At 73.0% G+C, this 11,462-nt stretch carries 12 protein-coding genes, 1 tRNA gene and 1 pseudogene; 4 read left to right on the top strand and 10 right to left on the bottom strand.

Annotation, left to right across the window (positions count from 1 at the left end; all coding sequences use genetic code 11):
* Nucleotides 1-19: 19 nt before the first annotated feature.
* A tRNA-Ser gene (locus GA0074692_RS25865) sits at nt 20-106 on the bottom strand.
* Nucleotides 107-202: 96 nt separating this feature from the next.
* Here GA0074692_RS25865 and GA0074692_RS25860 point away from each other — a divergent pair.
* Both GA0074692_RS25860 and GA0074692_RS25855 read left to right on the top strand, forming a co-directional pair.
* The gene (locus GA0074692_RS25860) at nt 203-742 is read left to right on the top strand and encodes an AAA family ATPase (protein ID WP_245730458.1); all 540 of its coding nucleotides are present in this window, start codon (nt 203-205) and stop codon (nt 740-742) included.
* 9 nt (nt 743-751) lie between these two features.
* Nucleotides 752-1,729, top strand: a complete 978-nt coding sequence (locus tag GA0074692_RS25855; protein ID WP_091648503.1) for an NAD(P)H-quinone oxidoreductase — start codon at nt 752-754, stop codon at nt 1,727-1,729.
* Nucleotides 1,730-1,844: 115 nt separating this feature from the next.
* On the opposite strand, the gene soxR is transcribed toward GA0074692_RS25855, so the two are convergent.
* On the bottom strand, nt 1,845-2,285 hold the full coding sequence (soxR, locus tag GA0074692_RS25850) for a redox-sensitive transcriptional activator SoxR (protein WP_091648501.1): 441 nt from the start codon (nt 2,283-2,285) through the stop codon (nt 1,845-1,847).
* A 47-nt stretch (nt 2,286-2,332) separates the two neighbouring features.
* Between soxR and GA0074692_RS25845 the strand changes: the two genes are divergently transcribed.
* Nucleotides 2,333-3,040 (top strand): transketolase, encoded by a 708-nt coding sequence (locus GA0074692_RS25845; protein WP_091648498.1) that lies wholly within the window; start codon nt 2,333-2,335, stop codon nt 3,038-3,040.
* 33 nt (nt 3,041-3,073) lie between these two features.
* Nucleotides 3,074-3,952, top strand: a complete 879-nt coding sequence (locus GA0074692_RS25840) for a transketolase family protein (protein ID WP_091654083.1) — start codon at nt 3,074-3,076, stop codon at nt 3,950-3,952.
* Nucleotides 3,953-3,998: 46 nt separating this feature from the next.
* Here GA0074692_RS25840 and GA0074692_RS25835 read toward each other — a convergent pair whose 3' ends face one another.
* The 8 genes and pseudogenes from GA0074692_RS25835 to GA0074692_RS25800 form a co-directional block, all read right to left on the bottom strand.
* Nucleotides 3,999-4,694: a glycosyltransferase family 2 protein gene (locus GA0074692_RS25835; RefSeq protein ID WP_091648496.1), complete on the bottom strand. Its 696-nt coding sequence runs from the start codon at nt 4,692-4,694 to the stop codon at nt 3,999-4,001.
* A 178-nt stretch (nt 4,695-4,872) separates the two neighbouring features.
* Complete coding sequence (locus tag GA0074692_RS25830) at nt 4,873-5,508, bottom strand: hypothetical protein (protein ID WP_091648494.1); 636 nt, start codon at nt 5,506-5,508, stop codon at nt 4,873-4,875.
* A gap of 122 nt (nt 5,509-5,630) precedes the next feature.
* Nucleotides 5,631-7,058 carry a sensor histidine kinase gene (locus GA0074692_RS25825; protein WP_091648492.1) on the bottom strand — a complete coding sequence of 476 codons (1,428 nt, stop codon included), beginning with the start codon at nt 7,056-7,058 and terminating at the stop codon, nt 5,631-5,633.
* Nucleotides 7,059-7,131: 73 nt separating this feature from the next.
* Nucleotides 7,132-7,827, bottom strand: coding sequence for a response regulator transcription factor (locus GA0074692_RS25820; RefSeq protein ID WP_091648491.1), 696 nt, complete (start codon nt 7,825-7,827; stop codon nt 7,132-7,134).
* 97 nt (nt 7,828-7,924) lie between these two features.
* A complete protein-coding gene (locus GA0074692_RS25815; RefSeq protein WP_091648489.1) occupies nt 7,925-8,419 on the bottom strand; it encodes a hypothetical protein in 495 nt (164 codons plus the stop codon).
* A gap of 122 nt (nt 8,420-8,541) precedes the next feature.
* A complete protein-coding gene (locus tag GA0074692_RS25810) occupies nt 8,542-9,714 on the bottom strand; it encodes a thiolase family protein (protein WP_091648488.1) in 1,173 nt (390 codons plus the stop codon).
* 176 nt (nt 9,715-9,890) lie between these two features.
* Entirely contained in the window at nt 9,891-10,367 is a 477-nt protein-coding gene (locus tag GA0074692_RS25805; RefSeq protein WP_091648486.1) for a PH domain-containing protein, read from the bottom strand.
* Between the two features lie 133 nt (nt 10,368-10,500).
* Nucleotides 10,501-11,408: pseudogene (locus GA0074692_RS25800) on the bottom strand (rhomboid family intramembrane serine protease).
* Nucleotides 11,409-11,462 lie beyond the last annotated feature (54 nt).

The following is an 11,462-nucleotide window of genomic DNA, read 5'->3' as shown; positions in this document are numbered from 1 at the left end:
GTTCCTGCTGTTCAGGAAGCGGAGGGTGTGGGATTCGAACCCACGAAGACATCGCTGCCTTACCGGTTTTCAAGACCAGCGCCATCGGCCACTAGGCGAACCCTCCCGGCGCGCCCCCGAGAGGTACGCGTCCCTGCCTAGTTTGCCATGACCGGCCGTCGCCGCGAGTCGGCGTCCCGGGTCGACGTGGGATCATCACGGCGTGTGGGACACCCCGTCGGTGGTGCTGATCACCGGAATCATGGCGGCCGGTAAGTCCACAGTGGCCGAGCTGCTGGCCCGTCGGCTGCCGCGCGCGGTGCACCTGCGCGGGGACGTCTTCCGCCGGATGGTGGTCAGCGGGCGGGCGGAGATGACCGCCACCCCGTCCGACGAGGCGTGGCGGCAGCTCCGGCTCCGCTACGACCTCGCCGCGTCGACCGCCGACCGGTACGCCGCCGCCGGGTTCACCGTGGTCTGCCAGGACGTGATCCTCGGTGCGGACCTGGCGGCCATGGTCGAGCGGATCCGGCATCGGCCGCTGGCCGTCGTGGTGCTCGTGCCCTGTCCAGAGGTGGTCGCCGCCCGCGAGCGGGATCGGCCCAAGAAGGGGTACGGCGACTGGCCGGTCGCCGACCTGGACGCCGAGTTCCGGGCTGACACGCCTCGCATCGGGCTCTGGCTGGACACCTCCGAGCAGACACCGGAGCAGACGGTTACGGAGATCCTGACCGGGGCGTGGGCCGAGGGGCGGATCGGGTAAGACAGGATCATGCGTGCGATCACGATCCCGGAGCCCGGTGGACCCGATGCCCTGCGCTGGACCGAGGTGCCCGACCCGGAGCCCGGCCCCGGCGAGGTGGTCGTCGAGGTACGGGCCAGCGCGGTGAACCGGGCGGACCTGCTGCAACGGCAGGGGCACTACCCACCGCCGCCGGACGCGTCGGCGTACCCGGGTCTGGAGTGCTCCGGGGTGGTCGCCGCGACCGCTCCGGACGTGACCGACTGGCGGGTGGGCCAGGAGGTCTGTGCGCTGCTGGCCGGCGGCGGGTACGCCGAGCGGGTCGCCGTACCGGCCGGGCAGCTCCTGCCGGTGCCGGCCGGCGTCGACCCGGTCGACGCCGCGGCGCTGCCCGAGGTGGCCTGCACGGTCTGGTCGAACGTCGTCCAGCTCGCCCGGCTGGCGGCCGGCGAGACGCTGCTGGTGCACGGCGGCGGCAGTGGCATCGGTACCTTCGCCATCCAGCTCGGTGCGGCGCTCGGCGCGACGGTGGTGGTGACCGCCCGCGCCGCCAAGCACGGGCGGCTGCGCGAGCTGGGGGCGGCGCACACCATCGACTACCGGGAGCAGGACTTCGTCGAGGAGGTGCGTCGGATCACCGACGGCCGGGGCGCGGACGTCATCCTCGACATCATGGGCGCGGCCTACCTCGGGCGGAATGTAACGGCGCTGGCGACCGGCGGCCGGCTGGCGGTGATCGGTATGCAGGGCGGGCGGAAGGCCGAACTCGACCTGGGCATGCTGCTGGCCAAGCGGGCCTCGGTGACCGCGACGGCGCTGCGTTCCCGGCCGGTCGCGGAGAAGGCGGCGATCGTCCGGGGCGTACGGGAGCAGGTCTGGCCGCTGGTGGAGTCGGGCCGGATCCGACCGGTGGTGGACCGGCGGATGTCGATGTCCGACGCGGCCGGGGCACACCGGCTGGTGGAGTCCAGCGACCACCTGGGCAAGGTGCTGCTGGTCACCGGCTGACCGGTCAGCGTTGCCAGGTGGTAGCAGGGGTCCCCTATTACCGCTTTCTGCCGAGCAAGGGTCCCCTGCAACCACCGCAAGCAAGCACCTCGGCAACCCACCGCAAGCAAGCGCCTCAGGGGCGGGGCAGCAGCAGACGTGCGCCCGACCCCTCGCCGGCCAGCCGGTCCGACGGGTTGTTCAGAGTGCAGCGCTGCAACGACAGGCAGCCGCAGCCGATGCAGCCGGTGAGGTCGTCCCGCAGCTTGCTGATCAGTCGGATCTTCTCGTCCAGCCGGTTGCGCCAGGTGGCGGAGATCCGGGCCCAGTCCTGCGCGCTCGGGGTACGCCCGTCGGGCAGCGAGTCCAGTGCCTCGCGGATCTCGTCGAGGGAGACGCCGACCTGCTGGGCGATCCGGATGAACGCCACCCGGCGAAGTTCGGCACGGGGGTAGCGGCGCTGGTTGCCGCCGGTGCGTTCGGCGTGGATGAGGCCGAGCCGCTCGTAGTAGCGCAGGGCTGAGGCGGCCACCCCGCTCCGGGCGGAGAGCTGGCCGATGGTGAGGGACTCCTGCATCACGTCACCCTTGAGTTGAAGTGAGCTTTAGGTTGCAGGCTAGCGGCATGACCGTCACCGTCGCCAGTGCCCCCGTCGTCCCGGGCCCGGTCGCGCCGCTGCTGCGCCGGATCGCCGCCGCGCAGGAGGGCGACCTCGGCCCGAAGACGTACTCCACCATCGATGTCCTCTGGGTGCTCTACGACCGGATCCTACAAATCTCCCCGGAGCGGCTGGACGACCCGGACCGGGACCGCTTCCTCCTCTCCAAGGGGCACGCTGTCGCCGGCTACTACGCGGTGCTGGCCGCTAAGGGGTTCGTCCCGCCGGACTGGCTGGACGACGCCTACGGTCCGGGAAGCCGCCTCGGCGGCCACCCGGACCGGGTCCTGGTACCGGGTGTCGAGATCGGGTCCGGGTCGCTCGGCCACGGGCTCGGCCTGGGCGTGGGCACTGCGCTCGGCCTGCGCGCGCAGGGCCTGCTCACCCCGAGGGTGTACGTGCTGCTCGGCGACGCCGAACTCGACGAGGGCGCCAACCACGAGGCGATCGCGTACGCGGGGGCGACGGGGCTGGCCGGGCTGACCGCGATCGTGGTGGACAACCGGTCCGCCACGCACGGCTGGCCCGGCGGGATCGCCGCCCGGTTCACCGTCAACGGCTGGCAGGCGACCACCGTCGACGGCCGGGACCACGACGCCCTGTACGCCGCCCTGACCGGGCACGACCACCACCGGCCGCACGTCGTCGTCGCGGTCATCGACGAGAAGGAGTAGGACGTGGCAGCAGTGGCCGAGGCGGAGACCGTGATGCGGGACAGCTTCGTCGACACCGCGTACGAGTTGCTGGCCGACGATCCACGGACCGCCGTGGTGCTCGCCGACATCTCGGCGGAGAGCTTCCGCGAGGCGGCGCGCCGGCACCCCGACCGGGTGATCAACGTGGGCATCCGGGAGCAGTTGATGGTCGGGGTGGCCGGTGGACTGGCGCTGGCCGGGCTCCGTCCGGTGGTGCACACCTACGCCCCGTTCCTGGTCGAGCGGGCGTACGAGCAGATCAAGCTGGACCTCGACCACCAGGACGTGACCGCGGTGCTGGTCAGCGTCGGGGCCTCCTACGACCGGCCGGAGGCCGGGCGCACCCACCTCTCCCCGGCGGACGTGGCGCTGATCGACACCCTGCACGGCTGGACGGTGCACGTGCCGGGGCACCCCGACGAGGTGCCATCCCTGCTGCGCGCGGCGGTGGCCGGCGACGGAGCGTTCTACCTGCGGCTGTCGACCATGGCGAACCGCCGGCCGTACGGCGGGGACGGCGCGCTACAGGTGGTCCGGGACGCCGGGCCGGGCGCACCCCTGCTGGTGGCGGTCGGGCCGATGCTGGACGAGAGCCTGGCGGCGGTGGCCGGGCTGGACGTGACGGTGGCGTACACGCACCGGCCGCGCCCCTTCGACACCGCCGGATTGCGGACGCTCGCCGGCACCGAGGTGATCCTGGTGGAGCCGTACCTGGCCGGCACGTCGAGCCGGGTGGTCGGCGAGGCGCTCGCGGACCGGCCGCACCGGTTGCTGGCCCTGGGTATCGGCCGGCGTGACCTGCGCCGCTACGGGACGGCGGCCGACCACAGCCGCTGGCACGGACTGGACGCGGCCGGGCTGCGCCGGTCGATCGAGGCGTTCCTGGGCTGACGCCCGAGGCGGTGGGAAACGGGAAGGCGGAACCAGGTCGGTACGGTCAGGGCTGGGGGCGGCGGCGGGTCCGCTCCCGGCCGAGGATCCAGAGCGCCTCCACCCCGTCCCGCCAGGTGATCTTCTTGCCCTCCTCGCGGCCCCGGGCCCGGTAGCTGATCGGCACCTCGTACGGACGGATCCGGCGGCGCAGCAGCTTGCCGGTCACCTCGGCCTCCATGCCGAACCCCCGGGACCGTACGTCGAGCGAGCGGTAGAGGTCGACCGGCATCAGCTTGAAGCAGGTCTCCAGGTCGCCGATGTAGGAGTTGAACAGCACGTTCGCCAGCGTGGTAACGCCCTTGTTGCCCATCACGTACCAGAAGCTGTAGGCGCTGTGGCTGCCGAAGGTGCGATTGCCGTAGACCACCGTGGCGCGGCCCTCGAGCACCGGGGCGAGCAGTTTCGGGATGTCCTGCGGGTCGTACTCCAGGTCCGCGTCGAGGATGACCAGGTAGTCGCCCTCGGCGCGGGCCACCGCCGTCCGGATCGCCGCGCCCTTGCCCAGGTTGCGCGGGTGGGTGATCGTTCGCAGCCGCGCGTCGTCCACCCGACCGAGGATCTCCGCCGTCCCGTCCCGGCTGCCGTCATCGACGACGAGGAGTTCGATGTCGCACGGGTACTCGACCGCCAACGCCTGCTTGACGGCGTCCGCGATGCGTTCCTCCTCGTTGTATACCGGCATGAGGATCGAAAGCTTCACGGGATTCTCCACGGTGGCGACGGTGTGTCGGGCCTAGCCTAGCCTGACAGGTCAGCGCGGCGGCGGTCGCCGCCGACACGCTCCATCCCGCATTGACAGGCTGGTCAAGCAGGCCCGACACCGGTTCGCCGGTCTCCCGCCCGCCGGCGGGAGACCGTGCCGGGCGGGAGAACCGTGATCACTTCGCCCGGGGTACGACGACCAGGCGGGCAACGCCCGCGTCGCCGTCCTTCGTCCCGGCGACGCCGACCTTGCTGCCGACCTTCACCTGCTCCGGCTGCACCGTGCTGCGCCGCTCCACCACCCGCAGGTCGTCGCCGAACCGCCAGGTCATGGTGAAGCCGTCGGTGGACTTCACGGTCATCGAGTCGCCGTCGATCGCGGTGACCTCGCCACGCTGGACGAGCACGGTCTTCGTACCGCCGTCCTTGGTCCGCACGACCGCCTCGCCGTGCAGGGTGCCCTTGCGCAGCAGCACCCGGGCAGGCCGCTTCTTCCGCCACTGCTCGGCCCGTTCGCGGCGTGGCCGGTCCCCGGCCCGCTCCGGGGCGGTGGAACCCTCGGGCGCGGCCGACGGGGACGGGGCGGGTGCGGCCATCGGCTCGACGTCGACGTCCAGGTCATCGGTATCCAGGCCCAGCGCGGCGAGCGCCTGCCCCTCGGGGCCGAGTCCGGCGATCACGTCGATCGTGTCGGTGACCGTGCCGCCCGCCGTCCCGCCGTCGGCGGTCCGGGCGTCGGTCGGGCCGCAACCGGTCAGCCCGAGCGCGGCCGCCGTCAGCAGCGTGGCGGTGGTGATTCCCCAGCGTGGCATCGACCTTCCTCTCGTTCGTGGGAGCCCAGGCTCCCCGGGCCGACTCGTTCGTGGGAGCTCAGCATCTCCCGGGCCGACTCGTTCGTGGAAGCCCAGCGTCCCCCGGCCCGGCGAGCGGACCGTCAGGCCGATGTTCGGGTCCGGTAAGGATCCGGCGGCAGCAGGACGGTGAAGACCGCCCCGCCCTCCGGGGCGTGCCCGGGGGTGATCGTCCCGCCGAGTCGCCGGACCAGCCCGGCGGCGAGCGCCAGCCCCAGCCCGCTGCCGACCTTCCGGATACCCCGGTAACGCTGGTGCAGGGCCCCGCGCTCGAACGCCACCGCCAGGTCGTCGTCGGTGAAGCCGGGCCCGCCGTCCCGGACCTCCACGATCCCGCCGGCCGCCGGGCCCGGTCCGGCCGGCCGGACCGCGAGCACCACCGGCGCCCCCGGCGGTACGACCCGCAGCGCGTTCTCCAGCAGCCCGTCGACCACCTGTCGGATCCGGCCCGGGTCGGTGTACGCGGGCACCGGCTGCTCCGGCACCTCGGCGCGGAACTCCAGCCCCGCCGCCGCGCACCGGCCCGACCAGGTACGGGCCGCCGCGGTGACGAGTTCGGCGAGGTCGACCGGTACCGGGTCGAGGGCGAAGTCGGCGGCCTCCAGGCGGGCCAGCGCGAGCAGGTCACTGACCAGCCGGTCGAGATGTTCGGCCTCGGCGAGCACGGTCCGCCCGGTCTGGGCCGCCTCGGCCGGGCCGAGGACGCCGTCGGCGAGTGCCTCGGCGTACCCCCGGACGGCGGTCAGCGGCGTGCGCAGCTCGTGCGAGACGGACAGCAGGAACTCCCGCTGTCGGCCTTCGCTGGTGGCGAGCGCGGCGGCCAGCCCGTTCAGCGCGGATGCCAGCTCGGCGACCTCGTTCGGCGGTTCGACCGGCACCCGGACCGCCCGGTCCCCGGCGCTGAGCCGGGTGGCGGCGGTGGCCGCCTGCCGGATCGGCCGGGCCAGCCGCCGGGCGAGCAGCGATCCGGCAGCCACCCCGGCGGCGAGCCCGGCGAGCAGCGGCAGCCAGATGCTCGGGACCACCTGCCGCCAGAGCCCGGTGGTCCGGGGCCGGGTCAGCACCACACCGTTCCCGCCGGGCAGGGCGCGCCCCTCGACCAGCACCGGCCGGCCGTCCACCAACCGTCGACCGGAGACGTTGCGACCGGTGGCGATTCGCTCGACCACCTGCGGCGGCAGGCCCGGCCGGTCGACCGTCCCGCCCTCCACCAGGTACGCCTCGATGTCCTGGTTGCGCAGCAGCCGGAGCAGGCGGTCCTCGTCGGCGGGGCGTCCCCGGTTCAGCCGGACCCGGAGCATCTCGGCAGTGAGCCGGGCCTGGGCGGCCAACGCGTCCTGTGCCTGCCGCTCGGCTGTGCGGATCGCCAGCGGCACCGCCACGACCGTCGTGCCGAGCACCGAGACCAACGCCACCGCGCAGGTCACCAGCACCGCGCGGGCGGTCAGCGTACGGCCGAAACGGGACCGTACGGGTGTGACCGGCCGCGTCCCCACCAGCGGCAACGCCATTGTCGGCTGCTCAAGTCGCGCCGCCCCGGACGGCGGGACACCGACGGCCGGGTTCGGCTGGTCGGCGGATTGGTCAGCCATCGGCGGCGTACCCGACGCCCCGGTGGGTACGGATCACGCTGGCGGCGCCGAGCTTGGCCCGTACCTGCGCCACGTGCACGTCGACCGTCCGGGTGCCGGCGTGCGCCGCGTAACCCCAGACCCCGGCGAGCAGTTCCTCGCGGGTGAAGACCCGGCCGGGGCGGGCCATCAGATGGGCGAGCAGGTCGAACTCGGTCGAGGTGAGCTGGACCGGCGCACCGGAGACGGTGACCGTGCGCCGGGCCGGGTCGAGGGTGACCGTGCCGACCCGGCGGGGCCGGTCCGCCCCGTCCGGGACCCCGGCCGCCCGGCGCAGTACCGCCCGTACCCGGGCGACCAGCTCGCGCGGGCTGAACGGTTTGGTCACGTAGTCGTCGGCCCCCAGCTCGAGGCCGAGAATCCGGTCCACCTCGTCGTCGCGGGCGGTGAGGAAGATGACCGGGGTCCAGTCGCCGGCCTCCCGCAGCCGACGGCAGACCTCGGTGCCGGCCATGCCGGGCAACGCGATGTCCAGCACGCAGGCGACCGGCCGGAGCCGGCGGGCGGCGGCCAGCCCGGTCGGGCCGTCCCGTTCGACGTGGACACCGAACCCGTCGCGGGCCAGGTAGAGCCGGACCAGGTCGGCGATGGCCGGTTCGTCCTCGACCACGAGGACGAGTCCACGATGGTGCGCTCCGTCTACGCTCACCGGGTCATGATTCCTGACTGGCCGGTGTGGAACACGGCAGGTCCGTGTTTGGGTTCGGTAAGGACTCACCGACCGGTGGCAGAGCCGGACCCGGGGGTCAGCTCCTTCCGGTGGAACGCCGGAGGGGGCTGACGGGTCTACCGGTGTCGGTGACCGCTCGGGGCAGCCGCAATCGGGACCGGAAGGCGTGGTCGATCAGGGTGTCGACCTGCCATACCTGCTTCGGCGACTCCGTCCGGATCAGGAAGCGTTCCCGCACCCCGTCGATCACGGTGACGGCCAGCTCCACCCGCTGAAGGCGGGGGTCGGGATTCCAGGTGACGTTGCTCAGGTATCGCAGTTCGGTGTTCAGGTGCAGGTGGAGCCGGTGCAACAGTGGGCTCTGCCGGGTGACCACCAGCCGCTGGTAGGTCATCAGGAGCAGGTGCTCCCCGGAGACCGGGCGGTCCGGGCGGGTGCAGCGGGTGACCAGGATCGTCGGGTCGTCGGCCCGGACGCAACGGCGGAAGACCGGCATGTGCCGGCTGATTGTCTGTACGGCGAGCCCGGTCTCGGCGGCGGCGGGTAGGAACGTTCGGTCGAAGACGTCCATGCCCTGCCCAACGACGCACCGGCGGCTCCGGAAATTCCACGGAGCCCGCCGGCGCACCGGCTGTCCGACACCGGGCCCGCCACCTGGGCCGACGTCTCGCCTACCGCGACTCGGCTGCCTCTCTACAGCAACTCGACGATGGTGGCGTTGGCCATGCCGCCGCCCTCGCACATGGTCTGGAGGCCGTAACGGATGCCGTTGTCCCGCATGTGCTGGAGCATCGTGGTCATGATCCGGGCACCGGACCCGCCGAGCGGGTGCCCGAGAGCGATCGCCCCGCCGCGCGGGTTCAGCCGCTCCGGGTCGGCCTCGGTCTCCGCCAGCCAGGCCAGGGGCACCGGGGCGAACGCCTCGTTCACCTCGTACACCCCGATCTCCTCGATGCCCAGCCCCGCGCGGCGCAGCGCCTTCGCGGTGGCCGGTATGGGGGCGGTGAGCATGGTGACCGGGTCGTCCGCGGCGACGACAGCGGTGTGCACGCGGGCCAGCGGGCGCAGGCCGTGCCGGCTGGCCCACTCGGAGGTGGTGACGGCGAGCGCCGCCGCGCCGTCGGAGATCTGCGAGGCGGACCCAGCGGTCACCACGCCGTCGGCACGGAACGGGGTCTTCAGCTCGCCGAGCTTCTCCAGCGTGGTGTCCCGTCGGATGCCCTCGTCGGCGGTGAACTTGCCACCGTCGGCGAGCGCCACCGGGGCCAGTTCCGCGTCGAACGCCCCGGCGTCCTGGGCGGCAGCGGCCTTCTCGTGGCTGGCCAACGCGAACTCGTCGAGCTGCGTACGGGAGAAGCGCCACCGTGCGGCGATCAACTCGGCGCCGACGCCCTGGTTGAACGGGAGGGGCTCGTCGTCGGCGAATCCCTCGACCCCCCGGTAGCGCTCGCGGACCTGGTCGCTGACGGGCATGCCCCCGGCCGCGCTGGAGCCCATCGGCACCCGGGTCATCGACTCGACTCCGCCGGCGACGACCAGGTCGGCCTGGCCGGAGATGACGGTGGCGGCGGCGAAGTGCAGCGCCTGCTGGCTCGACCCGCACTGCCGGTCGAGGGTGGTGCCGGGCACCGACTCGGGCCAGCCGGCAGCGAGGACGGCGTTGCGGGCGATGTTCCAGGACTGGTCGCCGACCTGGGAGACGCAGCCCCAGACCACGTCGTCGACATGGGCCGGGTCGATGCCGGTCCGCTCGGCGAGGGCCCGCAGCACGTGGGCCGAGAGGTCGACCGGGTGGACGCCGGCCAGGCTGCCCTTACGTCGGCCGACAGGGGTCCGCACCGCGCCGACGATAACCGCGTCACTCATATCTACTCCCCGGTAACCTGAGATGCCTCGATCCTACGTCCCCCACCCCGACCCCGTCCGCCCCTGCCCCACCCGCGCCCCTGCCCGCCTCCGCCGGCCCGCCCGCGCTGCCGCCCCCGTCGGTCTGCCCGCGCCGCTGCCCCGCCGGCCGGCCCGCGTTGATCAAGAGGTTTGCGTCATCGGGGAGTCGGATCCTGACCTGAATCTCTTGATCGACCAGCCGCGGGGAACGGTGGGAGGAGGGGTTGCAGGAGCCTGGCCACCTCGGCGGGGTCGGCTCCGAGGTCGTGCCGGCTGAGCAGGTGGAGCGACTCGCCGGTATCGATCTCCAGGAACTGGTTACGCAGGCCGAAGCGGGGACGGTCGTCCACCGAGATGGACTCCACCACCGACCAGTCGAGCCTGCGGCGACCGGCGAAGCCGGTCACCACGGTCAGCCCGGCCGGGTCCACTGCGAGCCGTACCGGGGCCAACAGGTCACGTGCCGCCCAGAGGGCCAACGCGGCCGCGCCGAGCCCGGCGAGGGCCACCCGCACCGGATCGCCCTCGGCGAAGAGCAGGCCGAGCGCCACCAGGAACGCCGCCCCGGCCAGTTTGACCAGCGGCAGCGTCACCGGTACCCGCCACTGCCGGGTGGTCGACTCAGGGTGCATCCGTCCAGCATGCCCCAGCGCCTGCGGGAAGGGGTACGGGCCGGTGGCACCGCCCCGGGCGGTGACCCGGCGAGGGAGCAGGGCCCGCTGACCTGGCAGGCAGGTCAGCGGAGCGGCCCGGCTACGGGACGGGTCAGCCGAGCAGGGTGGCGGTACGGAGGATGACGAGGGCGAGCAGCGCCACCAGGATGACCGCGCCACCGGCGACCTGGAAGGTCGAGCGACGCATGCGCGGGGCGTAGGCCAGGACCAGGGCCATCAGCGCCCCGGCGACCAGGCCGCCCAGGTGGCCGGCGATGGAAATGCCGGGCACCGCGAAGGTGAAGACCAGGTTGATCACCAGGATGGGCACCACGGCCGAGGTGTCCCGTCCAAGCCGACGCATGATCACGAAGAGCGCGGCGAAAAGACCGAAGATGGCGGTGGAGGCGCCGGCCGTGGCGGCGTTGGGCGCACTGAACAGGTACGCCGCGACGTTGCCGCCGAAGCCGGCGATCAGGTAGAGCGCCAGGAAGCGCAGCGGCCCGAGGACGGCCTCCAGCGACCGGCCGAGCACCCACAGTGCCCACATGTTCAGCAGCAGGTGCACCACGCCGTAGTGCAGGAACATCGCGGTGAGGAAGCGATACCACTCGCCCTCGGCGACCCCGTGGACGGCCCCGTCCGCGAAGAGCGCCCGGCCGAGCACCGCCCCCACTCGGTCAGCGGGGTGCTGCCGCCCAACAGCCCGCCGAAGCCGGAGCCGCCGGCCGAGTCACCGCCCCGGTCGGAGGCGATGGAGAGCAGCATCATGACCAGGTTCAGCCCGATCAGGGCCTTGGTCACGTAACCCTGGCGACCGGCGGCACCGCCACCGAAGGCGGTGCGCGCCGGTCGTACCGAACGTCGGCCCTCGTTCACGCACTCCGGGCACTGGTGGCCCACGGAGGCGTCCCGCATGCACTCCGGGCAGATCGGACGGTCACAGCGGGTGCACCGGATGTAGGTCTCCCGACCGGGGTGCCGGTAGCAGGCGGGGATGGTCGGCGGGGACTCGCTCACGGTCTCGCCCTTTCGTCCGCGCACCTGCCGCGCTCAGTCGTCCGAGCGTCCGTG

This window comes from Micromonospora pallida (assembly GCF_900090325.1).
In the GTDB taxonomy this organism is placed as follows: domain Bacteria; phylum Actinomycetota; class Actinomycetes; order Mycobacteriales; family Micromonosporaceae; genus Micromonospora; species Micromonospora pallida.
Note: the sequence above shows the minus strand (reverse complement) of the source record. Positions and strands in the feature narration are given on the sequence as shown.

Excerpts from the sequence above, each read along its gene's own strand:
- soxR (WP_091648501.1), bottom strand. The coding sequence starts at position 2,285 with ATGCAGGAGTCCCTCACCATCGGCCAGCTCTCCGCCCGGAGCGGGGTG.
- GA0074692_RS25810 (WP_091648488.1), bottom strand. The coding sequence starts at position 9,714 with ATGAGTGACGCGGTTATCGTCGGCGCGGTGCGGACCCCTGTCGGCCGA.
- GA0074692_RS25815 (WP_091648489.1), bottom strand. The coding sequence starts at position 8,419 with ATGGACGTCTTCGACCGAACGTTCCTACCCGCCGCCGCCGAGACCGGG.
- GA0074692_RS25855 (WP_091648503.1), top strand. The coding sequence starts at position 752 with ATGCGTGCGATCACGATCCCGGAGCCCGGTGGACCCGATGCCCTGCGC.
- GA0074692_RS25805 (WP_091648486.1), bottom strand. The coding sequence starts at position 10,367 with ATGCACCCTGAGTCGACCACCCGGCAGTGGCGGGTACCGGTGACGCTG.
- GA0074692_RS25845 (WP_091648498.1), top strand. The coding sequence starts at position 2,333 with ATGACCGTCACCGTCGCCAGTGCCCCCGTCGTCCCGGGCCCGGTCGCG.
- GA0074692_RS25825 (WP_091648492.1), bottom strand. The coding sequence starts at position 7,058 with ATGGCGTTGCCGCTGGTGGGGACGCGGCCGGTCACACCCGTACGGTCC.
- GA0074692_RS25840 (WP_091654083.1), top strand. The coding sequence starts at position 3,074 with ATGCGGGACAGCTTCGTCGACACCGCGTACGAGTTGCTGGCCGACGAT.
- GA0074692_RS25830 (WP_091648494.1), bottom strand. The coding sequence starts at position 5,508 with ATGCCACGCTGGGGAATCACCACCGCCACGCTGCTGACGGCGGCCGCG.